The organism is Streptomyces sp. NPDC093261, from assembly GCF_044753645.1.
Classification (GTDB): Bacteria; Actinomycetota; Actinomycetes; order Streptomycetales; family Streptomycetaceae; genus Streptomyces.
On record NZ_JBIVNO010000008.1, the window covers coordinates 26946 to 51546 of the forward strand.

The 24601-nt window shown below is 72.0% G+C and carries 22 protein-coding genes; all 22 read right to left on the reverse strand.

The window, feature by feature from the left end:
* Window positions 1–52: 52 nt before the first annotated feature.
* The 22 genes from ACIP94_RS18585 to fabG all read right to left on the reverse strand — a co-directional run bounded on the left by ACIP94_RS18585 (window position 53) and on the right by fabG (window position 24303).
* Window positions 53–1111 (reverse strand): NAD(P)/FAD-dependent oxidoreductase, encoded by a 1059-nt coding sequence (locus ACIP94_RS18585; protein WP_402426319.1) that lies wholly within the window; start codon window positions 1109–1111, stop codon window positions 53–55.
* Window positions 1108–2427 carry a lysine N(6)-hydroxylase/L-ornithine N(5)-oxygenase family protein gene (locus ACIP94_RS18590; protein WP_402426320.1) on the reverse strand — a complete coding sequence of 440 codons (1320 nt, stop codon included), beginning with the start codon at window positions 2425–2427 and terminating at the stop codon, window positions 1108–1110. The genes ACIP94_RS18585 and ACIP94_RS18590 overlap by 4 nt, the downstream gene beginning before the upstream one ends.
* A gap of 159 nt (window positions 2428–2586) precedes the next feature.
* A complete protein-coding gene (locus tag ACIP94_RS18595) occupies window positions 2587–3774 on the reverse strand; it encodes a saccharopine dehydrogenase C-terminal domain-containing protein (protein WP_402426322.1) in 1188 nt (395 codons plus the stop codon).
* On the reverse strand, window positions 3764–4891 hold the full coding sequence (locus ACIP94_RS18600; RefSeq protein WP_402426324.1) for a saccharopine dehydrogenase: 1128 nt from the start codon (window positions 4889–4891) through the stop codon (window positions 3764–3766). Before ACIP94_RS18600 ends, ACIP94_RS18595 begins: the two co-directional genes overlap by 11 nt.
* Window positions 4892–5031: 140 nt before the next feature.
* Window positions 5032–6231, reverse strand: a complete 1200-nt coding sequence (locus ACIP94_RS18605) for an acyl-CoA dehydrogenase family protein (protein WP_402426326.1) — start codon at window positions 6229–6231, stop codon at window positions 5032–5034.
* Between the two features lie 129 nt (window positions 6232–6360).
* On the reverse strand, window positions 6361–8214 hold the full coding sequence (locus tag ACIP94_RS18610; protein WP_402426328.1) for an FAD/NAD(P)-binding protein: 1854 nt from the start codon (window positions 8212–8214) through the stop codon (window positions 6361–6363).
* Window positions 8215–8277: 63 nt separating this feature from the next.
* Window positions 8278–8481 carry a phosphopantetheine-binding protein gene (locus ACIP94_RS18615; RefSeq protein ID WP_355916273.1) on the reverse strand — a complete coding sequence of 68 codons (204 nt, stop codon included), beginning with the start codon at window positions 8479–8481 and terminating at the stop codon, window positions 8278–8280.
* A gap of 304 nt (window positions 8482–8785) precedes the next feature.
* Entirely contained in the window at window positions 8786–9946 is a 1161-nt protein-coding gene (locus tag ACIP94_RS18620) for a 2Fe-2S iron-sulfur cluster-binding protein (protein ID WP_402426330.1), read from the reverse strand.
* A gap of 23 nt (window positions 9947–9969) precedes the next feature.
* Window positions 9970–11466, reverse strand: a complete 1497-nt coding sequence (locus ACIP94_RS18625) for a phytoene desaturase family protein (protein WP_402426332.1) — start codon at window positions 11464–11466, stop codon at window positions 9970–9972.
* A gap of 91 nt (window positions 11467–11557) precedes the next feature.
* Window positions 11558–13228 (reverse strand): class I adenylate-forming enzyme family protein, encoded by a 1671-nt coding sequence (locus tag ACIP94_RS18630; RefSeq protein WP_402426334.1) that lies wholly within the window; start codon window positions 13226–13228, stop codon window positions 11558–11560.
* A gap of 11 nt (window positions 13229–13239) precedes the next feature.
* On the reverse strand, window positions 13240–14778 hold the full coding sequence (locus tag ACIP94_RS18635) for a lyase family protein (protein WP_402426336.1): 1539 nt from the start codon (window positions 14776–14778) through the stop codon (window positions 13240–13242).
* A gap of 1 nt (window position 14779) precedes the next feature.
* Window positions 14780–15721: a 4'-phosphopantetheinyl transferase family protein gene (locus tag ACIP94_RS18640; RefSeq protein WP_402426338.1), complete on the reverse strand. Its 942-nt coding sequence runs from the start codon at window positions 15719–15721 to the stop codon at window positions 14780–14782.
* A complete protein-coding gene (locus tag ACIP94_RS18645) occupies window positions 15718–16803 on the reverse strand; it encodes a C45 family autoproteolytic acyltransferase/hydolase (RefSeq protein WP_402426340.1) in 1086 nt (361 codons plus the stop codon). The genes ACIP94_RS18640 and ACIP94_RS18645 overlap by 4 nt, the downstream gene beginning before the upstream one ends.
* 111 nt (window positions 16804–16914) lie before the next feature.
* Window positions 16915–17838, reverse strand: coding sequence for a 3-oxoacyl-ACP synthase (locus ACIP94_RS18650; protein WP_402426342.1), 924 nt, complete (start codon window positions 17836–17838; stop codon window positions 16915–16917).
* A gap of 137 nt (window positions 17839–17975) precedes the next feature.
* Window positions 17976–18413, reverse strand: a complete 438-nt coding sequence (locus ACIP94_RS18655; protein ID WP_402426344.1) for a MaoC family dehydratase — start codon at window positions 18411–18413, stop codon at window positions 17976–17978.
* Entirely contained in the window at window positions 18385–18873 is a 489-nt protein-coding gene (locus ACIP94_RS18660; RefSeq protein ID WP_402426346.1) for a MaoC family dehydratase N-terminal domain-containing protein, read from the reverse strand. The genes ACIP94_RS18655 and ACIP94_RS18660 overlap by 29 nt, the downstream gene beginning before the upstream one ends.
* Window positions 18874–19009: 136 nt before the next feature.
* On the reverse strand, window positions 19010–20482 hold the full coding sequence (locus tag ACIP94_RS18665) for a UbiD family decarboxylase (RefSeq protein ID WP_402426348.1): 1473 nt from the start codon (window positions 20480–20482) through the stop codon (window positions 19010–19012).
* Window positions 20479–21114, reverse strand: coding sequence for a non-oxidative hydroxyarylic acid decarboxylases subunit B (locus ACIP94_RS18670; protein WP_402426350.1), 636 nt, complete (start codon window positions 21112–21114; stop codon window positions 20479–20481). The genes ACIP94_RS18665 and ACIP94_RS18670 overlap by 4 nt, the downstream gene beginning before the upstream one ends.
* 100 nt (window positions 21115–21214) lie before the next feature.
* A complete protein-coding gene (locus tag ACIP94_RS18675) occupies window positions 21215–21718 on the reverse strand; it encodes a hypothetical protein (RefSeq protein WP_402426353.1) in 504 nt (167 codons plus the stop codon).
* On the reverse strand, window positions 21715–22263 hold the full coding sequence (locus ACIP94_RS18680; RefSeq protein ID WP_402426355.1) for a beta-ketoacyl synthase chain length factor: 549 nt from the start codon (window positions 22261–22263) through the stop codon (window positions 21715–21717). The genes ACIP94_RS18675 and ACIP94_RS18680 overlap by 4 nt, the downstream gene beginning before the upstream one ends.
* Window positions 22260–23354 carry a beta-ketoacyl-[acyl-carrier-protein] synthase family protein gene (locus tag ACIP94_RS18685; protein ID WP_402426357.1) on the reverse strand — a complete coding sequence of 365 codons (1095 nt, stop codon included), beginning with the start codon at window positions 23352–23354 and terminating at the stop codon, window positions 22260–22262. Before ACIP94_RS18685 ends, ACIP94_RS18680 begins: the two co-directional genes overlap by 4 nt.
* 244 nt (window positions 23355–23598) lie before the next feature.
* Window positions 23599–24303: a 3-oxoacyl-ACP reductase FabG gene (gene fabG / locus ACIP94_RS18690; RefSeq protein ID WP_402426359.1), complete on the reverse strand. Its 705-nt coding sequence runs from the start codon at window positions 24301–24303 to the stop codon at window positions 23599–23601.
* Between the last annotated feature and the right edge of the window lie 298 nt (window positions 24304–24601).

Consider the following 24601-nt stretch of genomic DNA (forward strand, 5'->3'; position numbering starts at 1 on the left):
GAAGACGCCCGGGAAGGCTTCGAGAACCGGGAAGGCTTCGCGAAGGCGTCGGTCAGGCGGCGTGTTTGGACAGCAGGCGGACGCTCTCCGCGGCGATGGCCGGTGCCAGGCGGTAGCCCGAGCCTCCTGCGGCACCCGCGAAGATCAGGCGCCCGTCCTCGGTGAGCGTGCGCACCAGCGGACCGCCGCCCGGGTTGTAGGCGTCGCAGAAGACCCGTCCCGACCGGATCCGGTCGGCCAGCCGGGGCGCGTAGCGGGCCAGCACCTCGACGGCCTCCGCCCGGTTGACGGAGGTGAGACCGGGCTCGACGGTGTCGGGGTCCACGTCCCACTCCGTGCAGGTGTAGCTGAACAGCCAGTGGCCGCGTTCCCGGTACGGCAGCAGGAAGGCGTCCTCGTCGTGGAAGAGGACCGCGCCGTCGGCGTCGGACGGGGCGTCCTCGATGTGCAGCGCCACGATCTTCTTCACCCTCGCCCCGAGGGGCGCCACCAGCTCGCGCCAGGCGGGGTGGGCGAGCCACGGCCCCGGAGCCAGCACCGCCTGCCGTGCGGTGAGCACGTCGCCGGTGCTCAGCGTCAGCCGGACGCCGTCCGTGTCCGGTTCCACGCCGGTCACCGTCACCCCTTCACGGAACTCCACGCGCGGGCGCAGCTCGGCGGCCAGGTCCTGGGTGAGGGCCGGCACGTCCGCGTACTGGCAGCCGTCCCCGGCCCAGGCCGCAGCGCCCGCCGGCAGGGTGACGGCCCCGGACGGCACCTCGTCCACGCGCCGCAGGTTCGCCTCGGGCAGGTACACCTCGCCGATGCGCCGTGCGGCCGACTCGGGCGCGACGACGGTCATCGCGAGCGGATGGATCGGCAGCTCGGGCCGCTCCGCGGCGAGTTGGGCGTAGTAGCGCTGGCTCTCGGCGGCCATCGCCCGCACCGCCGGGGTGGCGCCGCGCGGGAAGTGCAGGCCCGCGGAGCGGCGGGTCGCGCCGGAGCCCACCAGGTCGCTGTCCAGGACCGTCACTTCCGCGCCGGGGTCGGCGGCCAGCACCTCGTGAGCGGTCAGGCAGCCGATCACCCCGGCGCCGATCACGGCGATCCGCGTGCTCTGCGCCGGGCTCATGTGTCCCTCCCGGCCCGGGCGCCCATCTTGGTCGACCACTCGATGAACGACGGCAGCTGATCGTTGCTGGACACCTTGCCGAGCCGGTCCGCGATGCGCTGGCTGCGCCAGGCGTTCAGGCTCAGGTTGGGGTCGGCGAGGCCGCGCTGGCCGCGTGCCGCGTTCTGCACGAAGATCCGGCGGTCGTCCGGCCCGTCCCAGTAGACGGCGTAGTCCTCGTCGATGCGCAGTTCGTCGCCGTCCTTCTCCAGCCGGTCGGCGACGGGGTCGAGGAAATCCATCCGGGTCGGCCGGAAGCCGGTCGCCCAGATCACGACGTCCGCCTCGAACATCTCCACCGCCTCGCGGTCGTCGTTGTGCCGGGCGGTCACCTGCCATCCGCCGTACAGGCCGGTGGACACGTCGGTCACCTCACGGTTGGGGTACAGGCCCACCAGGTCGACGTTGCCCTCGACGAACCGGTGCAGATAGGCACGCTGGTAGATGTCGCGCAGGGTGCTCTCGGAGATGCCGTCGCTGGTGAGGACGTGCCGCTCGTTGAACGCCTGCCGGCTGTCGCGGTCGAGGCTGTAGAAGTACTCCGCGTGCGAGGGCATGTAGTAGTCGTTGGTGAAGGGCGAGTCGTCGATCGGGAAGTAGTTGCCCCGCCGGGAGATCCACGAGACCCGGCGCGGCAGGGCCTTGCCGGGCTGGGAGATCATGTCGAGGAAGGCCTCGGCGCCCGACTGTCCGCCGCCGATCACCACGACGCGCTTGCCGCCCAGGCTCCTGGCCTGGTGGAGGTACTCGCTGACGTGGAACTGGGTGGGCCCGAGGGCGCCTTGCACCTGCGGCGGAACCCAGGGCTCGCTGCCCACGCCGACGACCACGTTGTCCGCGGTGACGGTGCGGCGGTCCGTGCGGACGGTGAACACCCCGTCGAAACCGACCTCGCGGACGGCCTCGCCGAAGACGATGTTCTTGTTGCAACGGCTGGCCCACGCCAGGTAGTTGCGGAACTCGACCCGCGGTACGGCGTCGAACTGGGCGTTGAGGAAGTGGTACAGGCGGCCGTTGTCGTGGAGGTAGGACAGGAACGAGAACGGGTTGCGGGGGTCGGCCAGCGTCACCAGGTCCTTGAACAGGGAGACCTGCAGGGTGTTTCCGGGCATCTGCTGACCGTCGTGCCAGCTGAAGGACTCCTTCCGGTCCAGGAACAGATTGGTCACGTCCGTCCGGCCGTACAGCAGGGACGCGAGACTCAGGTTGGCCGGGCCTACGCCGACTCCCAGGCAGCGGTAGTGCGTCGGGCCGGAGCGAGTGGGCTCATGAGCCATGGGGTATCTCTCCTTCGGGCGGGTCGCCGCGCTCGATGGTGTGAAGCGGTTCACGTGCGGTGCCCGGCGGACCGCCGGACGCGTGCCGAGCGGCCGCCACCGCTCGGCGTGGGCTCGGCGACGCGGTGCCGAGAGGTGTGTGCGGGCGGGCCACGGGGGTCATGGTTCGACTCCCCGGCCGGTGGGCGGGGTCTGGGTGAACGTCGTGGGCACGCCGTGGGCCGCGAGGAAGCGCAGCCAGCGGGCGGCCTCCTCGGTGTCCTCGGCCGCGCGGTTCAGGCCCGCCGGCAGGGCGCCGTCGAGGATGCGGGTCACGCCGTGGGCGAGCGGCAGCGAGACGCAGCGGGCCATCGCGCTCTCGGTGTCGTCGCCCGTGAGGTCCAGCAGCCGTGATCCCTGCCACCGGGTGCCGCCGTCCGCGTCCTTGACGGTCAGGCCGACGGAGAGGACCACGCGGTCCCGGTCGGCCTCCGTGGTCGGATGGCGGTCGGCCAGTTCCTTGGCCAGGGACCGGATCCGGGTCTCGTCGTCGGTCAGGACGGTGTCGAAGACCTCGGTCCAGGCCGCGCGCCAGCCGGCGTTGCGCAGGGTGCCCCGGACGAAGGTCTCCAGGTGCCAGCCGTCCGGGATGCGGTACTGGGAGACGAACGGCAGACTGTCCCGGTTCGGGTAGACCTCGAACGGCTCTCCGCCGAGGACCACGGTGCGGGTGGCCTGCCAGGGGCGCCGGACCGTGCGCCGCCGGCCGCCGTCGATGTGGTGGGCGGGCGAACGGAGCGCGGCGAGGACGCCGTAGGGCGCCCAACTGAACCGGTAGCAGAAGTCGTTGGGTTCGGCGGGGATGCCGCCGCAGTACGAGGTGAAGGTCACGGACGCCGCCCGGTCACCGATCTCCTCGCGGGCCCGCTCGACCAGCAGGTGGCTCATGAGGTGGTCGATGCCGGGGTCGAGCCCGGCCTCGGTCAGGACGACCAGGCCGGCCCTGGCCGCGGCGGCCGCCTGCTCGGCGAGCGCCTCGGAGGTGTAGCTGGTGCAGGCGAAGTGGGCTCCCTGGCCCGCCGCCAGCAGGAGCAGGGCCGGGTGCTCGGTCGCGGGCAGCATGGAGACGACCACGTCACCGGGGCGCACCTGGGCCTCCAGGGCGCCCGGACGCAGGGCCCGGGACTCCGCGCGGCCGGCGAGTCCGAGGGCCGCGAGCCGACGGTCGGCGCGCTCGGCGGTACGGTCCCACACCAGCAGCCGCCCGGCACGTTCGCTCAGCAGTCCCAGACCGCTGCGGCCGGTGGACAGCCCGGTGCCGATCCAGTGGACGACGCCGCTCGCGGGCACGATCCGGTCACCGGACACGGAGGGCCTCCTCTCCGTCGGCACCGGTCGTGTCCGCCCCCGCCGCGGGGGCGGCCCCGGCGCCCTGCCCGCCGGAGCCGGCCTCCTGGCGGGCCACCGCCTCGCCGAAGACGCGCAGGCAGCGGGACCAGGGCCTGGAGTGTGCGCCGAGGCCCGGCAGATGGGGCCACAGTTCGGCGGAGAAGGAGTGGCTGGCCTCGGCGGGCAGCAGGGAGGGCAGGTTGTCGAGGGCGATGAGGTCCAGCGGACGGTCGCCCCCGCGCAGCCGCCGTACCGGATGCGCCCAGTCCGTCACGGCGTCGTAGAGGGGCAGGACGTTGCAGTCGGAGCCCACGTCGCAGGTGACGTCGACGACGACGGACAGGCGCCGCCCGGGCGCGTCGAGGTCCTCGGGGGTGAGGAACGGCCGCACCGGGCGGGTCACCAGCACGGTGTTGACGAGGATGTCGTGGTCGAGCAGGGCGTCCCGGTCCAGGGTGCGGGTCTCCGCCAGGTCCCAGCGGACCGGCTCGATCCCGGCGGTCTCCAGCGCGTCGCACGCTCCCCGGCCGCTGCGGCCCAGGGCTCCGATGACCAGAGCCGTCGCGCCGGCGCGGTCGTCGCGTAACAGGGCGTCCAGTTCCCTGCGGTGCAGGGAGCGCAGCGGTGTCCGAAGCGTGCCGCGCCGGTGCAGGACCGCCAGTGCCGCGCCCAGGTAGCCGGCCCAGTAGCCGAAGGCCGCGAGGCGCCGCCCGTCGTCGTCCGTGAGGTACTCCAGGTCGAGCAGCGCGCCGCCGCCCGCCGTGAACCGGCCGAGCAGCTCCCGGGCGCCCTGCTGGCCCTTGTAGGCGTGGCCGAAGTACACATGCCGGTGGCGCAGCGGTCCCGGCACCGGGGGCAACTCCTTGAGCCCCAGGACGTGATGGTCCTCGGGGGCCCGGGCCCAGCTGCCGGCCGGTGCGGTGGCACAGCCCGCGCGGACGTACTCGGCGAGCGGGAAGACGCGCTGCGGCGACTCCTCCACGGTGATCTGGACACCCTGGCTCACCAGGCGCGCGGCGTCGCGTGGCACCAGCGGCGCTCGGCGCTCGGTGGGGCGGCTCTCGTGCCGCAGCCACAGACGGGGCAGGTCCGACATCAGTGCTGCTCCTCGAAGGGGGAACGTCCCCCCGGCCCGGCGGACACGGGCCGGATGGGCCCGTGTGCGGGTCGGGGTGGTGGGGCTCGTGCTCCGTACGGGTGGACGCGATCCGGCGGCGGACCCGGGATGGTGGGCCCTCATCCGGCGAGGGCGGCGCGCCGTACGTCCACGGCGTCGGCGATGGCCAGGCGCAGCACATCGGTGGCGCCCTCGTAGATACGCAGCGAGCGGATCTGCCGGTAGAGGCGTTCGGGCAGGCCGCCCTTGACCACTCCGGCGGCGCCGAAGAGCTGCACGGCCGTGTCGACGACGTTCTGGGCCGCCTCCGTGGCATGGACCTTGGCGATGTGGGAGTGGCGGGCGAAGCCCCGGCTGCCCCGGTCGCAGTCCCAGGCCGCGCGCGCGACGAGCAGCTCGGCGGCGTTGATCCGCACCTCCATGTCGGCGAGCGAGCCCTTCACCAGCTGGAGGTCGAAGAGCGTGCCGCCGTAGGCGTCCCGGTTCCTGGTGTGGGCGAGCGCGGCGTCGGCGGCCCGTCGGGCGAAGCCGACGGCGGCGGCGCCGACGGTCATCCGGAACCGGTCGAGCAGGTCGGCGGCGACGACGAAGCCGCGGCCAGGCCGGCCGAGCACGGCCTCGGGGGGCACCCGGCAGTCCTCGAAGGCGAGATGGCCGAACGAGCGGGGCGCGATGGCCTCCAGCCGTTCACTCACCCGCACGCCGGGGGTGTCGGCGGGGACCAGGAAGGCCGTGAGGCCGAGCGGCCCCGGGCCTTCCCCGGTGCGGGCGATGACGACGAACAGGTCGGCGATGGTGGCGTGCGCGATCCACGCCTTGCCGCCGTCGAGGACGTAGCCGCCGCCCTCGACACGCCGGGCGCTGAGTCCCACCGCCGCGAGGTCCGAACCGGCCTCCTTCTCGGAAACGGCGAAGGCGCCGACAAGTGAGCCGTCGGCCATGCCGGGCAGGTAGCGCTTGCGCTGGTCGGCGTCGCCGAACCGGATGATCGGCGTGGCGGACAGCGACTGGATGGAGTACGCGAAGTCGGCGAGGTCCTCGGCGTAGGCGAGCGCTTCCCGGCCCAGGCACAGGGCGCGCAGATCCCCGGGCAGCCGGTGCGGCGCGGCGTGGGGGTCGAGCGCGGCGAGCCAGCCGTCCTCGCCGAGCAGGCCGACCAGGCGGCGCCCGGCCTCGTCCGGGTCCATCCGTCGCACGGCCTCCCAGAGCGGGCCGTGGCCGTCGCACCAGACGCCGATCTCCTCGGCGAAGCGGCGGTGTTCGTCGTCGTAGAAGGGAAGTGCGAGTACCTCGGGGTCGAAGCTCGTGGTGATGTCCACTGGGGAACTCCGTGCGGGTGAGGCCGGGGCCGCGGGGCGGCCCGGCCGGTTCGGATGACCGGGTCGGGCGTGGGGCCGGCCGACGGGTCCGGGCATGGGCCGCACGGACCGGCGGGCCGGTGACGTCCGTCAGGGAGCCAGTGCCGCCCGGGCGATGGCGTCGGCGTCCTCGAGGATCACCGAGCCCACCCCGGGGCGGATCCCCGCGGCCGTCGCCCAGTGCACGAACTCGGTGGGCACCCCGTAGGCGAACCGGCGCGGATGGGGTACGCCCGCGGCGTCCACCACCCGGTAGGGGCGGCGGGTGACGTCGAGTCCGCCGGTCTCGTAGGCACCGTCGGGGTCGGGGATGCTGTGCGACCGGCACTGCCCGGTCCTGAGCAGGTGCCGCAGCAGCGGGTTGCCGCTGCGGCGCAGGTCCACCTCGGGGATGCGCGCCTCGATCAGCGTGGTGGCGCGCGCCTCCGAGCCGGGTATGGCGTCGGAGCCGATGAGGAAGCCTTCCCGCCGGGGATCCGGCCGGACCCGGGTGCGGGGGCCGACGACCTGGAGCACGCCGGCCTCGACGAGGGCGGTCATCTCCTCGATGCGGGACACGGGCGGGCCGATGGACAGATACGCGTTGAGCGGCGTGAACCAGCCCACCACCTCGTCCCGGTAGGAGGTTCCCGTGATCCCGGCGTGGTCGATGGCGAGCCGGACCTCGTTGCGCAGGTCGCGCAGGACGTCCAGGGCCGCCTTGAGCGGGTTGTCCACATTGCCGCCCCGGGCCTGCCGGGCGTCCTCGCGCAGATGGTCCAGCAGCCATCGGGTGAAGTCGGAGCGGTCGGTGAACTCGCGCCGGCCCCAGGGGCGTTCGACGCGGTGCCAGTCCCACTCGTCGGCCTCGGTCACGCCGTAGCGGCGCAGCACGGCGGTCCGCCCGGACGCGGCCGCCAGATACTCGGCCAGGAACCGGTCGGCGGTGCTCCGGTCCGTGCGCTGCGCCACGAGCGCGTGGTGGTAGACCGTGCGCACCTCCGCGTCCAGCAGCGGCCAGACGTGCTGCCGGAAGGTCGCGCCGGTCATGGCGCGGATCCGGCGGACCGCGTCGAGGGTGAGGAACAGCGGTTCGTGCCTGCCGGTCGGCCCCTTCTGGTTCTCCCCCCGTGCCTGGTAGGGCACTCCGCGGCGGGATCCCGCGTACAGCACGGGCTCCTGGCCGGAGGGGAGGTACTGCAGTCCGTCGGGGGTCGCTACGAACTTGCCGCCCCGGCCCTCGGTGAGCAGGGCGAGGACGTCGAAGAACGCCAGCCCGAGGCCGCGGAGGGCGACCGCCTCGCCGGAGGCGATGCCGTCCAGGTCGAGGTCCGCGGGGTTGGCCGCGGGCAGGTAGCGCAGCCCGTGGCGGTCGGCGAACGCCGTGAGCCGGCGCTCCTCGGCCGCCGGCTCGTTGGGGCCGTGTCCGAGGGCCAGCACCACGGCGTCCAGGCCGGTCAGCCGGGTGCCGTCGTCGAGGGTGAGGCACTGGCCGATCGGGTCCTCGTCCAGCGCGACGGCCGTGGCCGCGTGCACGACGATGCGGAGGGTGTCGGGGGCGGTGGCCACGAGGTGGGCGAAGACCCACTCCAGATAGCGGCCGTACTGTGCCCGGGAGGGGTAGTCGTCGGGTCCGAGCTCCTCTGCCCCCGCCCAGTCCTTCGTGGTGCCGGCCTCGGCCCGCTGGAGCCAGTCGTACAGGCTGGGGCCCGGCCGGATGGGTCCGGCGCAGTGGACGCTGTCGTCGGTGAACTGGCTGACCTGCGAGGTCACCGTGTTCATGAGCAGATGGGGGGACTGCCGGGTGCGCCACGTGCGTCCCGGCCCGGGCGGGCAGGGGTCGACCACGTGGACCGACAACCGGCGCTCGCCGGCGTGGTTGGCACATAACCGCTCAAGGACCGCGAGGCCTCGCGGACCGGCGCCCACGACGCAGATCGTCCTGGTCGGCTGCGGCAAGGTCACATCTCCTTCCTTCGGTCCGCCCGAGCGAAACGAGCGCCGGGGCACGGTACGGTGAGGACTTCTCTACTTCGCCGCAGCGCGCCGCGCGGCTTCTTCGGCGAATTCACCGAAGGTCATCGTCGGCAGCTTTTCCATCTCCTCATCGGAGAATTCGACACCGTGGTTATCGAGCTGCATCACGAGTTCCGCTATCGAGAGCGACTCCAATTCGAGCCCACCGTCGCCCAGCGGCGTGTCGTCGGTCACCGACTCCGTGTCGAAGTGCATGTCCCGAAGGGTGTCGATCATTACTTTCCGCAGGTCAGAGGACATACTGCAAACCTCCTGTCGAGAATGTGGGGGCACCACGGGGAACGCCTCGGTTTTTCGCCGGGCACAAAGGGAGATGAACTCCGGGAAGCTCCACAAGAGCTTGGGAAGCGCACGGAGGAAGGTGGAGAGTTTTCACCTCCTCCAGCCAAACCGGCCGGTCGGTGTGCTGTCCCATCACATCACATTCCGGCGGGGATCTGAAGGGATGTGGAGCATTTTTTCGGACAGGTTCCGACCGTCCTGAAAGGACGGCAGAGCGCTAGAAATCGATTTCGAGGTCAGTGAGCGGATAGGCGACACAGCAGTGCGCGAAGCCGAACTCCCGGTCGGAGGCGCGCAGTCGGGCCTCCTCGGCGTGGAACACCTCGCCGGAGCACACCCGTACGCGGCACAGGGCGCACTCCCCCGAGCGACACGAGGCCTCCGGGCGCAGGCCGTTGTCCTCCAGTGCGTCGAGCAGCGGCCGACCACGCGGCACGCTGATGGTCCCCCGGCCCCGGACGGTGACGGTGACCTCCTCCTCCGGGTCGGCTTCCGCCGGCCAGCGGGGGTCGGCCGGTGGCGGCAGGGCAACGCTGTTGGCCTCCAGGCGGATCCGGCGGCGCGGGTGCCCGAGCGACTCCAACTGCCGTACAAGATAGGCGTACTTGCCGGGCGGCCCGCACAGATAGGTCATCCGCCCGGCCGGCGGTCCGGCCAGCCGGGAGATCAGTGCGGCGTCGAGCGGCCCGACCTCCCCCGTCCAGTCGGGGCCGGGGTCGGAGATGACATGGTGCACCGTGATGTGCGGGTGCTCCCGTGCGATGGCGTCCAGTTCGTCGCGGAAGATGATGTCGTCCGCGCGCCGGGAGCCGTAGACCAGTGTCATACGGCGGGACAGACCGTGGTCGACGATGTCCCGGATCATGCTCATGGCCGGTGCGACCCCGGAGCCGCCCGCGAGGAAGACGACGTCGTCACCGTGGAAGAGCGGGTCGTGGTAGAAGGTGCCGATCGGCCCGCCGCTGGTGAACCGGTCGCCCGCCCGGACGGTGTCGATCAGATGGTTGCTGACCCGTCCGCCCCGCAGCCGACGCACCGTCAGATCGTAGTGGTCGAGCACCGCGGGGCTGGAGGAGATGGACAGCGCACGGCTCGTCAGGACATCGCCGACCGTTACATGGAGGCTGACGTACTGCCCGGCGAGAAACGGCGGCAGCGGCTCGCCGTCGGTGCGCCGCATCCGGAACGTCTTCGTCGTCACGGTCTCCTCGACGACCTCCGCCACGGTCAGATCCAGGAGCTTCGGGTGGTACGGCGTGATCTCCTCCCGGGCGTCGGCCGGATGGTCCGCGCCGGCCGCGCCACGCCGCTCGATCTCCGCGACGACCTCGTCCGCCCCCTCGAACAGGTGGGCCAACGGATTGGTGGACGTTGACATGTCTGACTCCGCTCGATGGGGGGTCACAGGACGGCCAGCAGCCGCCGGCACAGCCGGGCCGCCGTCACGATGGTCGAGTTGTAGCCGCCGGCCGTGACCCAGTTGCTGACCAGGACCAGTCCCGGGACATTGGGCTTGAGGTCGTCCTCGTGGAACAGCCAGCTGTCCATGGCGTCCTGGTCGAACCCGTAGATGGCGCCTCCGGGCTGGCTGAGATACCGCTTGAAGGTCAGCGGGGTGGCGATCTCGGCCTCCTCGATCACATCCCGCACCCCGGGCGCGATGGCCTTGAGCAGGTCGAGCAGCGAGGCCGCGTACGCGGACTTCGCCTGCTGGTAGTCCCGTACCGGGACCGCTTCCCAGGGATCGGCGTACTGGATGGTGACCAGGTTGACCTGTGAGGCGCCGGGCGGGGCGAAGCCGGTCGGCCGGACGTCGTAGCAGCTGGCGAGCAGGAAGGGGACCGGCTCCAGCGACCGCATGCTCCGGGCCACGGTCCGCTCGTCCAGATCGGCCGTGAGGAAGTTGGTCGCCGTGGAGAAGCCGAGTTCCGCCGCGGGCGCGTCCAGGCCCAGATACAGCGCGGTCGCCGACGGCCCCATGCGCCGTGACCCCAGGTCCCGCAGAACGCCGGCCGGGACGTCCGACGGGTCGAGCAGCCGGGTGTAGGTGGTGCTGGACGGCGCGTTGGAGACCACCAGCCGACAGGAGACGGTCTCTCCGTCGTCCAGGCGGACCCCTACGGCCCTGCCGCCCCGGGTGACGATCCGGTCGACGCTCGTGTGGAACCGGACCTCGCCGCCGGCCTCCAGGAAGGACTCCAGCATCGCCGAGGACAGCGCCTGGCTGCCGCCGGCGATCTGGTACGGCTTGGTCTCGATGAACAGCGCGAGCAGCCGCGCCATGTCCATGAACGACATACGGGACGGGAGCTGGCCGTTGTAGCTCCAGTACGACGACAGCACGAACTTCAGGCGCTCGTCCGTGAAGAACTCGTCCAGCACCTCGCGGTAGGTCCGCAGGCCGTAGCGACGCACGTCGGACAGGCCGGACAGCCACTCCAACTGCTCCTTCGGCCGGTGCAGATTGGCGCGGGCGGTCAGCTGCCACAGGCCGGTGTCCCGGACGATCCCCAGGAAGCGGGTGAGCGCGGCGCGGTTGCCGGGATAGTGGCTGTCGAGCACGTCCACCGCGCCCTGCCAGTCGGCGGGCAGCGTCACATCGAGCACTCCGGGCACGACGGTCCGGTACAGCTCGTCGTCCTGGATGAGCCGCAGCCTGCGCGTCACATCCATCTCGTCCAGGATTTCGCGCAGGGGGCCCGGGCCGCCCATGCCGCCGAGCTGGTGCAGTGACACCTCGAACTCGAAACGGCCCCGGACGAACGAGGTGGCCGCGCCGCCCGGGACGTTGTGGCGCTCCACCAGCAGCGTCCGTTGGCCGCCACGCTGCAGTGTGGCCGCGGCGGCAAGCCCGGCGTTGCCCGCACCGATGACGATCACGTCGTAGTCGACGCTCATTGCGATGTCTCCCTCCGGTGACCGCGATGGTCCTCGCTCCGGCGACCGGGACGGCGGGCAGGCCGGCTCCCCGGTCAGGGCGCGGTGCCGGTCAGCACCCGCCGACGATGGACTTGGCCTTGTCGCGCACGATGCGCTTGAGGACCTTGCCGGTGATGCCGACAGGGATCGTGTCCTCGTCCACGACGACCGCGCTCGCCATCTCGGGCAGCCCGTACTTGGCCAGCGCCGCGTTGACCCAGGCGGTCGGGTCCTCGGGCGCCTTCGCCCCCTCGACGAGGTTGAGGAACACATGGGTCTCGGCCACCCCGTCGTCCTCCCAGCCGAACTTCACGCCCTCCTCGGCCATGCCGACCACCGTGCAGTCGCGGATCTCGGGGTACTCCCCGAGCAGCATCTCCTCGGTGTAGGCGCTGAACACGACGCCCGCCTTGGTACGGATCGCGTCGGTGGTGCGGTCCAGGTGGTAGAAGTTGTTCGCGCCGTCGCGGTAGACGAGGTCGCCGGTGAGGAAGTAGCCGCCGAGCCACTGCTTGTGCCAGCGGACGTTGTCGTTCCAGAAGCCCGGGGTCAGCGACCGGGACCGCACGCCGAGCCGTCCGACCTGTCCCGGCGGCAGGACCGTGCCGTCCTCGGAGAGCGCGGCGGCCTGCGCGAAGCGCATCGGGCGGCCGATGCAGCGGCTGATGTTCTGCCCGCCGGCGCGGTGGGCGAAGTCGAAGAGCACATAGCCCATCTCGGTGGAGCCGAACATGTCGATGAAGATCGCGCCGGGGGCCGTGTGCGGCTTCAGGTCGCGGCCCGTCACGGTGTGCGAGCCCTTCTCCAGCAGACGCTTGATGTGCACCAGGTGCGCGGCGTCCCCGGAGACGTAGTACGCCTCGACGCTCGACAGGTCACGGCCCGCCAGGTCCTCGGCCGCCATCTCCGCGAAGGTGTGGGTGAAGCCGAACACGATGGTGGGGCGGTGCTTCTCGATGGCGTCCAGGACGGCGGGGCCGCTGGGATCGGTCTGGTGCACCAGCGGAGCGCCGAGCGCCAGACCGAGCAGGGTGTTGGACATCGCCGACACATGGTGGCCGGGCAGCGCGAGCAGCCGCTTGCGGGTGCTGCAGTCCTGGCCGTCCTCCAGCCTGCTGAGCGCACCGTGGAACAGCGTCTCGTGCGTGTGGAAGGCGGACTTGGGGATGCCCGTGGTGCCCGAGGAGTGGGAGATCAGGATGGGGTCCGTCGGAGTGTGGCGGAACGGGTAGTTCTCCGGCCGCCGCGCCCGGTGCTCGGTGGTGATCTCGGACTGAAGGGCCACGAAGCCCGGCGCGGGGTCGTCGTCGAGGTGCCGGAGCAGCTCCTTGTGCCAGGGCTCCCGGGTCATCACGCCGACCACCTGCTGGCGTCGGATGTACTCACGGCGCACCTCGAGAGGCATGTTCGCATTCACCAGGGACGCGATCGCGCCGAGGCTGGTGAGCGCCATCAGGTTGAGGGCGAAGTCGGTGATGGAGGTGGACACGATGGCGACCGCGTCCTTCGCCCGCACCCCCGCCTGGTGGTAGAAGCCGGCGTAGGTGGCCACGACCTCCTGAAGCTCGCCGAGGGTCAGCACCTCCGGGTGGTCACCGGAGGGCGAGCGCCACGAGCCGTCCGTCCACAGCACCTGCTCGTCCAGGGACCGTCCGTACCCGGTGAGCCGGTGCAGCACATTGCCCGCACCCAGAGCCCTGTCCGCGAGAATCTTCTGGCGGAGGTCCTCACTGATCATCATCTGGCAGTCTCCTAGTCTTCCCGGTCGTGCGACGAGAGGGTGGGATCGGTGGGATGGGTGTACGGGTGCGGGCTGTCGGTGGCGGCCGCGGTGGCGGCCGGTGACGGGTCGTCGGCGGTCGACGGGTCGTCAGCGGTCGTGGCGGTGGCCCGGTGCAGGGCGCGGTCGGTGAGGGGGACGGCCGCTCCGAGGTAGTCCTCCGGGGCGAGCAACTGCTCCAGAGGCGTGGACAGACGGTCGGCGTGTCCGGTCTCCTTCAGCGCCAGCCGTAGCGCCTCGGCCGGCGTAACGCCTGCCTCCGTGGAGCGCACCGCCCGGGTGACGGTCTCCTTGGCCAGACGCCGCCCGAGGTCCGGGGAGAGCGCGACGGACAGCCGCTCGGCGATCAGTGCGGTCCCGGTCAGCTCCAGGTTGGCGCGGACCCGCTCCGCCGACACGACCAGGCCTTCGGCGAGTTCGGCCGCCGTGTGGGCCGCGCCGCCGGCCAGGCGCAGGCACTCGCGCAGCGGCTGCCACTCCGCGTGCCACGCCCCCGCGGGACGCTCGTCCTCGGTGACCACCGCCTGCTGGAGGACCAGCGCGTACACCGGCAGCTGCCGCGCCGCCGCCGCGACCAGGGTACTCAGCACCGGATTGCGCTTCTGCGGCATCGCGGAGGACTGACCACGGCCCGCCGCGGCGGGCTCGGCCACCTCGGCGATCTCCGTACGGGACAGCACCAGGACGTCCGCGGCGAACTTGCCGAGCGCTCCGCCCACGAAGGCCAGTACTCCGGCCAGATCGGCGATCGGGGTGCGGGCCGCGTGCCAGGGGAGCGCGGTCCCCGCGAGCCCCAGTTCGTCCGCGACCAGTTCCACGAGCCGCAGTTCGGGGTGGAACCCCGGGACACCGGCGGCTCGCAGGTGGTCGTGGTAGGCCGACAGTGTGCCGGCCGCGCCGCCCAGCGACACCGGCAGGCGTGCGTCGAGCAGCGCGCCGACCCGGTCGTGGGCGTCGGCGACCAGGGTGAGCCACGTGGCGGCCCTGAGCCCGATCGTGGTCGGCACGGCGTGCTGGGTGAGCGTGCGTGCGGCGGCCGGTGTGGTGCGGTGGTCGCGGCTCAGGTCGGCGAGGGCCGCGCGCATCCGGCCGAGGTCGTGACGCAGCAGTGTGAGCGCCCGGGTGGCGACCAGCATGGCCGCCGAGTCCAGGACGTCCTGGCTGGTGGATCCGGCGTGGACGTGCCCGGCGGCCTCCGGGGAGATGTCCGTGACCACTTCGGTGAGCCTCTTGACGAAGTACACGACCGGGTTGGCGGCCTCCCGCCCCCGGCGTGCCAGCTCCGCCAGAGCGAGCCGTCCGCTCGTCCCCGCCGCTCGGATGGCCGCCGCCGTGCCCTGCGGCGCCGCGCCGAGGCTCGCCTGGGCGGCGGCGAGCGCGGCCTCGAACTCGACCATCGCCGCCAGCCAGGCCTCATCCGAGGTGACCGCTTCGACCGACGTACCGGCCCAGACGGGGGACAGCAGCCCGGAGTCGGTTCCGGGCGCCCGGGTGTCTTCCTCGGCGGACATGTCACCTCCTGCTGTTCTCGTCGTTGCGTGCCGGATCGGTGAAGTGCCTGTCGGTGAAGTTCCTGTCGGTCAAGTGCCTGTTCGGGCCTGTGGCGTCCGGTTCGCAGGGGGCGGCCGGCGCAGGCTGGGCGTACGGGACGCCCGGTCCCGGCGCCGGTGCCGTGTCCGGCGGCAGCCCCGCCTCCGGCAGCCGCCAGGTGTTCAGGCGTACGGCCGGGGCGGTGCGGCCCCGGGTCACCACGGCCGTCATCACCTGCGCCGAGGGGGCGGTACGGCCGGACGGCGGCACCTCGAACTGATCGGTACGACCGCACCACGGCGCGGTGCCGGCGTCGCGGATCCCGGCGAGCGCACAGCGGCGCGCCCCGGGCGGCCGGTACAGCCGTACATCCCGCCCTCCGCGTGCGAGACCCCGCCCGGTCGCCTTGACCGCCGCCTCCAGCAGCGTCCAGGCCGAGAAGAAGGCCTCGGGTTCGCCCAGATCCGCCAGCACGGGGGTGTGCGGGTAGACGGTCCGCAGCACCTTGGCGGGCGACGGGACGGTGCGCATCACCTCGACGTCGACGCCGACCGGAGCGCCCCGGCGCACCGCGACCAACAGCACCTCCCCAGACCGCGACCAGCTGACGTGCCACTGCGGGTGGTCCGGCAGGCGGGGTCCGCCGCCCGGTGCGGCCGCGATCCGCACCGTGGCGGGGTGCTCGCCGAGCGTACGGGCCAGCACCCGGCGCACGGTGGAACGCGCCCGTACGTAGGCGACCGCGGCGGCGGGGCTGCGGAACCGCTCGGCCCGCCGTGCCTCCTGCGCCGACAGCTCACCGCGGCGGGCTTCGTCGTCCCAGGCGTGCTCGGGCGCGCGCAGATGGACGAGCCACCCTTCGACACAGGCCTTTGCCGTCCGGTGTCCGGTCGTGTCGTCGTGTGCGGGGCGTCCGGTCGTCATGTGCCCGCCGCCCCGCTCATCTCCCCGGCCCTGAAGACCTGGGGCAACGCCGACGGCCGGGAGCCCAGCAGATGCAGGTCGCCGATCGCCGGCCGCATCGCCACCACCGCGACCGTGCGTTCGCGGCGGATGTCGCCGTTGTCCGGCACGAAGATCGGCGGCGTCGACAGCAGGGCGAGATGGTCCCGTGGCGACGCCGACTCCGGCAGGGCGCTCAACCGCACGGTGCACGCGTCCAGCCGGCGCAGCGAGGAGTTCTTGGCGAAGACGTTCAGCTCGTCGAAGGGAATGAACTCGGGGTGGAGGAAGTGGTTCGTGTGGACGGTCTGCGCGGCCCGTGCCACATGCATCCGCCCGTCGAGGAATTCCGCGCAGGCGGCGCCGGAGGCGTCGCAGAGCGTCAGGGACCGGGAACTCGCCAGCCGCAGCCGCGAGAGCACCTCCAGCGCCTCGTCCACCGACCCGGCGCTGTCCAGGACGTGACGGACGGCGAGGTAGGGCGGCAGGCCCGGCCGCCACTGCCCGCCCAGCACGAGATTGATGCCGACGGCCAGGCCGTCGCTGTTCATCCCGAGGTAGCCGAGCAGGCCCCCGAAGCTCAGCATCAGCACGTCCCGCCGGGCCCCGGCCCTCCTGAGGGACAGGACACAGGTCTGGTCGTCGAGGTTGCCGTTGAGGTCGACCGTCTGCGCCAGGACGGTGTGCGGGCCGGCGCCGTCCACCCGGGCGTAGGTGGTGCAGTCGCCGTGCGGCCGGCGGGTGCTGCGGTAGCCGGTGATCTCTCGGCGCAGTTGGAGCAGCAGGGCCTCCGCGTGGCTGATACCCGCGCCGGCGGCCAGGCCGCGTATCTCCTCGGCCAGTTCGGGCGTGGCCGCCTCGATCTCCTTCTGGAACTCCGTGAGCGCCGGGCTCAGCGAGGTCAGGGAGACGGGGGTGTCCAGAAGGTGGTTCAGCCGGGCGAGACCGTCGCCGAGGAAGGCGCGCAGCGCCGTGGCGCGGGCGGCGCCGTGCTGCCGCCCGAGTTCGAAGGGGTCACCGGTCAGCCGGAGGAAGGGGGCTGGACCGGAAGTGGTCACGGTCACCCCGCCACCCCCAGGGCGGCGCGGCCACCGGCCGGCGTACGGCCTGCCGGCCCGGAGGCCGCGGCGGTCCTCATCCCGACCCAAACCATGATCGGACACCTCTTTTCGACGTCAGGCGAGCTTGCGGAGCAGGACGCCGTGCCGGGCGCCCGGAACGCTGGAGGCCAGCAGATACAGCCCGTCGGGCTCCTCCTCGCCCGCGGCGACAAGGTCGACGAGGTTGATCAGGGGGTCGGCGGCGAAACAGTGGCCGATGCGCTCGATGTTGCCCGTGCGCATCTGCGCGGCCACAAAGCCCGCCTGACGTTCCTTCATCGTCACCAGCGGCCGGACCAGGTTGGCGGGAAGCAGCGCGGTGATCTTCTCCGGCGGTATTCCGGTGGTGCGTTCCAGCTCCTCGTTGACGGCCACGGCGAGCCGGGAGTCGATCTGGTCGCGCAGCCCGAGCACCTCGGCGTCCTGTGCCGAGGCCGACGCGAGGACCGCGAAGCCGTCGGGGCCCTCCTCGGCGCTCACCAGGCAGCTCGCCGCGCCATCGCTGAACAGCGCGAACTTCTCCAGCCGTACGGCCTCGTCGGCGATGCGGTCCGCGGTCACCACCAGGATCCGGCGCTGGCTGCCGGCCCGGACGAGCGACGTGGCGACATGGAGGGCCGCGAGCAGGTTGTTGCACCGGTTGAGCGTCATGCCGAAAACGAACGGCACCGCGGACAGGGCCAGTCCGCCCAGCACCGCGCCGAGGAAGCCGGCGTGGTCGTCGACGGAGCCGGGGAAGGAACTGGTGCACACGATCACTCCGTCGACCGACCCCCGTGCCGCGCCGGACGCCTCCAGCGTGGCGTTGCCGCTGGCGACGGCCAGCTCCACCGTGCTGCGTTCGGTGCGGAAGTAGCTTCCCCAGCCCCAGGTGCGGGGGGCCATGGGGATGCCGTAGTGCGCCGCGCGGGATGCGAGGTCCGTGAGGGCGGTGTGGGGTTCCTCGATCTCGCCCAGGACATAGCGGGGCGCGACGAGGAAAGCCGGTGAACTGCTCATCCGTCCTGTATTCCGTTCGCTTGGCAGTCGAAGAGGGAGCGTCGGCCGCGCTCGGCACGCGTCCCCGTGAGTCGTGGGTTCGTCGTGGAATCGGGGTGAGTGGGGCTGGTCCGGTGAGTTCGCGGGGCCGTGGGCCGTCACGAAGGCAGCCGTACGACCGCCCGGGCCTCGCTGAGCACCTTGGTGCCGCCGCTGGTCACCACGAGGTCGATGCGGACGCGGGCGTCGTCGAGCTTGGCGGCGACCCGGCCGCGGACCTCGACCGTCGCGCCGTGTGCGTCGTCCGGCACCAGGACCGGCTTGCTGAAGCGCGTGCGGTACTCGAGGATCGCGCCCGGGTCCCCCACCCACTCGGTGACCGTGCGAGCGGCCACGGCCATGGTGAGCATGCCGTGGGCGATGACGTCGGGCAGGCCGGCCTCCCGCGCCACCCTCGGATTCCAGTGGACGGGATTGAAGTCCTCGGAGGCGCCCGCGTACCGCACGAGGTCGGTGCGGGTGAGGGTGACCGTCCTGGCGGGGAGTTCGGTCCCCACCTCCACGTCCTCAGCGCTGAGCGTCACGCTGGTCGTCATCGCGCTCACCGCCCTCCACGGCGCTCAGGGATACGAAGGTCATGTGCGTGGTGACGACGTGGGAGCCGTCGGTGTCCGCGAGGTCGGCGCGCAGACCTAGGACGTCCCGGCCGCGCAGCGTCTGGGCCCCGGTGATCTCCAGTGTGGTGACCAGGCGGTCGCCCGCCCGGACCGGCCGGGTGTAGTCGAACCGCTGGTTGCCGTGGATGAGGTAGGTGGGGTCGAAGCCGATGTCCTCGTAGCGGAACACCTCCTCCATCGCCCGGGCGACCACGATGAACGGGAAGGTGGGCGGCGCGAGCACATCGGGGTGCCCCAGGCTCTGTGCCGCCGCCGGGTCCGTGTACACGGGGGCGGGGTCGCCCACCGCCTCGGCGAAGCGCCGGATCGTCTGCGGCTCCACGGGGTAGGGCTGTGCGGGCGGGTATGTGGTCCCGACGCACTTCGGGTTCAGCGCCATGTCGCTCCATCGGTGGGAGGTCGGACAGGGTGTCGAGCGGAATGCGACGGTCGACCGGTGGATCCGGTCGTCGCGGAGTGCGGTGCCAGTGGCCACAGCCGCGGCCGGCGGGTGTGCCTTCGGCCGGCCTGCGTGGTCAGTCGTCCCAGTGGTCGATGACCTTGCGGCGGACGTCGGCCGGGTACGCCTGGGCGAAGGAGCTGTGGTGGAGCCGGCCCTCGCCCCAGGCGGGGAGCAGACCGTCGTGGACGACGCTCGGGCCGCGCATCGCCTTGCGCTCCTCCTCCGAGTAGCAGGCCATGAACGGCAGGACCACGCCGTCCCAGGCCGCGCGCCGGTCCTTCGGATGCAGGCGGGTGGCGAGCGCCCACAGCAGGTCGGCCTCGCTCGCGGGATCGATGTCGTCGTCGAGCACGAAGGTGACGGGCATCATCGCGCTGGGGCCGCCGCTGTTGTGGATGACCTCGCCGATGCGCCGTACGAACTCGGTGGAGTCGACGCCCGGCAGGGCCCCACGCCAGTCCTCGGGCACGGTGACCACGGTCCAGTGCATGGCCGCGAGAAACGGCATCCACACGGTGGTGACCGGCAGGCCCGCGCCCCGCAGGGCGTGCAGCACATTTGCGGCCCGTCCGGTGCCCGTCACGGTGTGGTACTCGTCCGCCGGCCGGCCCTCGGCGACGACCGGCCAGATCGGCCGGTCGCGGTAGGTGATCGCCTCGACCGAGTACACGGGCTGAAGCGAGGTCTGGGTCGAGGCGTATCCGGCGTACTCGCCGAACGGCCCCTCCAGGCTGTCCCGTCCCACCGAGAGGTGACCCTCGATCACCACCTCGGCGTGGGCGGGGACTTCCAGGTCGATGGTCTCGCAGCGGACGACGTCGACCGGCTCGCCGTGCAGCGCGCCGATGTAGCCGGCCTCGTCCACGCCCCTGGGCAGGGGGATGCCGCCCACGAACGGGATGGCGGGAGCGCCGCCCTGTACCAGGGCATAGGGCATCGGCTCACCCCGCTCCGCCCAGGCCTGCCAGACCAGGCCGAGATGCTGAGGGGGCACCACCAGCCCGGTCATGCGCTTGCCGTCGAGTTTCATGATCCGCGAGATGGACCAGTTGGTCCACGCTCCGTCGGGCGTCTTCGCGATGATGACGCCCCAGGTGTTCAGATAGTCTCCGCCGTCCCCCTCGTGGATGCGGGGCACGGCGAAGTGGTCCAGCGTCGCCGCGTCCCCGAGCAGCACGTTCTCCTTGCACGGAGCGTTCTCGCGGGGCACGGTACGCGGAGGCACGGGAGCGGCGTCGCGGGTGCGCACCAGATGCTCCACCAGGGCCACGGCGTCGGCCTCGGGCGGCAGGCCCACCGAGAGCGCCAGCCGGGCCAGCGGCATCTCCGGCCGGGCGCTCACCCCGGCGGGCGCGCCGAACAGCCGCATCCCGATCCGGTCCTCGATGACGTCGGTGAACAGGGGTGCGGGGGCGCGCAGTTCGTAGGAACGCCGCGTGTGGGCCGCCGCTTCCAGGTCCGCGCTCACCGGCCGGCTGATGGTCTTCAGATCGCCGAGGGCGGCGAGGGCGTCGATGTACGCGCGCAGGTCGACGATATGGCTCATGGGGTCGGCCCTCCGGGGGAGTTCGCGATGACGGGCTGACGGTCGAGGCCGGCCGCGGGCAAGGCGGCGTCCGGGAGCCCCCGCCACCGGCGGGCGCGGTGCGAGGCGATCCCGAACTGGTCGAGGACCCGGGCGACGATGTGGTCGACCATGTCGTCGACGGTGGACGGGTGGTTGTAGAAGGTGAGCATCGGCGGCAGGACCACCGCGCCCATCCGGGACAGCGCCAGTAGGTTGTCGAGATGGATGTCGCCCAGCGGGGTCTCGCGGGGTACGAGGACGAGCTTGCGCCGCTCCTTGAGCGTCACGTCGGCGGCCCGGGCGACGAGGCCGTCGGCGTACCCGGTCCGGATGGCGGCCAGGGTCTTCATGCTGCACGGAATGACGACCATGCCGTCCACGGGGAAGGAGCCGGACGCGATCGCGGCTCCCTGGTCGTCCGGAGCGTACGACACATCGGCGAGCGCGCTCACCTGGCGTGCCGTGAGGTCGCTCTCGGCCTTCAGGGTCGCGCGCGCCCACCGGCTCATCACCAGGTGCGTCTCCACCTCCTCGTGGAGCCGCAACTCCTCGAGCAGCCGGACACCCAGCATCACTCCGGTGGCACCGGTGACGGCCACGACCAGTCGCATCGCCTGTACCTCGCTCCTTCGCTGTGGCTGTCGGACCTGTCCTCCGCCGTCCGGGCTCCCCGGCACCTGGGCCTGGTGCGTCCCGCCGGCGGTTCGCCCGCTACTTCAGACAGGCGCGGAAGCGGCAGGCCGCCGCCCCCTCGCGCATACACGAGACGACCTCGTCGTCGGCCTTGACCTTCAGGCCCTCGAACCACCCGGCACGCAGCTCCAGGCACGGGCACTGGTAGCCCTCGAGCGACCGGCCGGCCGCGAGCATCTTCAGCGCGAAGTGCTCGCTGACGACGGTCTCCCAGGTGCCGTCGTCGTCGAACTCGGAGGAGTCGAGCCGCACCATCGAGGAGAACATCAGGCGGGCGAGCGCTTCGAGGCTCTCGGCCACCTCCTTCGGCGTGCTGTCCGGGGGTACGGGGTGGCGGCGGCCGTAGAGGGTGGCGACCCGCCGGGCGACGAACTTCATCACCTCGGCGTTGAGTTCATTGGCGACGTCCTGGCCGAACCGGGCCTTCACCGCCTGGTACCAGCGGGCGTCATGCAGCCACCAGGACTGCCGCAGCATGGCGATCTCGGTGGACAGCGGGAACTCCAGACCGGTGTCGGTCATGCCGTTTCCTCCTGTGCGTGCGGTGCGGGAGCGGTCACGAGCAGGGCCTCCGCCCGGTCCGACTCCCCGTCGCGCGTGGCCAGTTCGACCAGCACCACCAGCACGTCCGACGCGCTGCCGTCCTCCATCAGCAGCTCCGCGAGTTCCAGTCCCTCGGCGAGCGGGTCGCCGGCCGGGCTGATGCAGATGACAGGACCCCCGAGCCCCCAGCGCGACGAGACGACACCGAGCACGGCGCTGGGCACCGACTGGTAGAAGAGCAGCGGCGATGCCTTCGTACCGGAGTCCACCGACCCCGTGACGGCGGCCTCGGTGGCCATGTCCCCGAGTCGCGAGACCATGACCATCCCGGTACGGCCGGCATGATGCGGCGGCGCGGGCGGCTCGCCCCAGTGAGCGCTCAGACAGCGGTCCGCGACATGGGCGATGATCGGGCCGAAGGGCGAGGCGGTGAACCCCGGGAGGTTCGGCGGCTGTTCGTGGTCCCCCTGGGCGGGCCAGACGACGCGTTGCAGGGTGATGGGCCTGGCTGCCGTGGTCGTCATGCCGCGCTCACCACCAGCGCGGTGTTGGCGCCGCCGAAGGCGGAGTTGAGGCTGATGACATGCTGTGCCTCGCGCTCCCTCGGAGTGTCGAGGACGAGGTCGAGCCGACAGTCCGGATCGGGCCCGAGGTAACCGGAGTTGACGGGAAGGCGCCCGGACCGCAGGGTGAGGACGCTGATGACGAACTCGACCATGCCCGCCGCCTGGAGGGCGTGCCCGTGCATCGACTTGGTCGAGCTGACGGGGATCCGCTCCGCGTGTTCCCCGAAGGCGCGGTGCAGTCCCGCCGTCTCCGCGGAGTCGTTGTACGGGGTACCGGTGCCATGGGCGTTGACGTAGTCCAGGTCCTCGGGCCCCAACCCGGATCGTGCCAGGGCGAGTTCGATCGAGCGGGCCATGCCGAGGCCCTGGGGGTGCGGCTGGCAGACATGGTGTGCGTCGCCGGCCATGCCCCAGCCGTCGAGGTAGGCCAGCGGACGGATCTCCTCGCGGCTGTCCGCCGCCTCCAGGACGACCGCGCCGGCCCCGTCGCCCAGCAGCAGCCCCTTGCGCCCGGAGCTGAAGGGCCTCAGCCGCCCGTCGAGGGCCAGCGCCTTGCCGGCGTTGAAGGTGGTGAAGGACTCGGCGTCCACCAGGTGACCGGCGACCACGACCACCCGCTCCCGGCGGCCGGAGGAGATCAGGGCGCCCGCCTCCGCGATGGCGGCGCTGGCGGCGACACAGGCGTTGATGTAGGTGCGTCCGGCGGCGCCGAAGCCGCATTCACGTGCCAGCCGCTGCGCGGTCTCCCCGATGGGGCGCGACTCCTGTTCCTCCCGGGGCAGGCGGGACACCGCGGGATCCGCGTGCCGTGCCGCGACCAGGAGCGTGTCCGCGCGCTCCCGCTCTCCGAGGCCGGCCTGCTTGCAGGCCTCCTCGGTCAGCGTCCTCAGCTCCGTGTCGAGGTCCAGCTCGGCCGCGCCCTGGGCGGCGACGCCGACCCGGTACCTGCTCGTGTCGAACCGGGTCACGGGAACGAAGGCGGGGACTCCGGAGTAGATCCCGTCGCGCAGCACGTCCACACCATGCCCGTAACCCGTGGTAACCGCCATCCCGGTGACGGCCACCCTCCTGCCGGTTCGGCCGGATCCAGTTTGCGGGTTCACCTGTAGCCTCCCAGCGTCGGTGCGATTCGCCCGTGAGTCATGTCGGCCGGACCGAGGAAATGTCCTCGTCTGTTTTCGGCCGGGCGAAGCCGAATTCTTTGTCGGCCCTTGGGGGAACAAAGACGTCCGGTAACCGGGACTTTGCCGCTTCCCCCGCGAGGGATCCCGAGGAAAGGTGACCGGAAACACATCAGTGCCCCATTCCCATGCCGCCGTCCACGGGGATTACCGCGCCCGTGACATAGGCGGCCTCGGGTGAGGTCAGGAACTGGACCGCGGCGGCCACCTCGTCCGGGTCCGCCATCCGGCCGAGGGGGACCTGGCCCACGATCTTCCTGCGCTGGTCGTCGGTGAGCGCGGCACTCATGTCGGTGTCGGTGAGCCCGGGCGCGACCACGTTCACCGTGACGCCACGCGGGGCGAGTTCGCGGGCGAGGGAGCGGGCCATGCCGATCAGGCCCGCCTTCGAGGCCGCGTAGTTGACCTGTCCGGCGACGCCGCTGAGCGCGGCGGTGGAGGAGATGATGACGACCCGTCCCCCCCTGACCCGCACCAGGCGCCGCACGGCCCGCTTGAGCACCCGGTAGGTGCCGGTGAGGTTGGTGTCGATGACCGAGGTGAAGTCCTCCTCGGTCATCCGCATCAGCAGGCTGTCCCGTGTGATGCCCGCGTTCGCGACCAGGACCTCGACCGGGCCGTGGGCCGCCTCGGTCTTCTCGAACGCCTCGTCCACGGCGGCGGGGTCCAGCACATCGCAGGGCACCGCGAACAGTCCCTCGGGGGCCTGGCCCGAGCGGCTGGTCACCGCCACCCGGTCACCGCCGGCGCTGAGCCGCCGTGCCACGGCCAGACCGATTCCGCGATTCCCGCCGGTAACCAGGACAGAACGGCTCATGAGCAAATCTCCAGCCTGATGGTCGTGATGGTCGCGAAAAACATCCGGAATGTCGCCCGATCCCCACCGCACGGTGAAACTCGCGCCTTTGGCGTACGAGGCCTTCGGGGTCCCTGTGGCTCGGCGGGGCGGCCACCGAAATCTCATCGCAACGTCCCGGAATTTTCCACATCCGCCCGTGTGCTTCGGGCGTGCCTCGCGGCCGGGCGGCTCCACCGGACACCCCGGAAGCACATTGCCCCGGCATTGACTTGACGCCGGGACGGTTGCTACAGAGCGCTACGACGGTGCGCGGGTC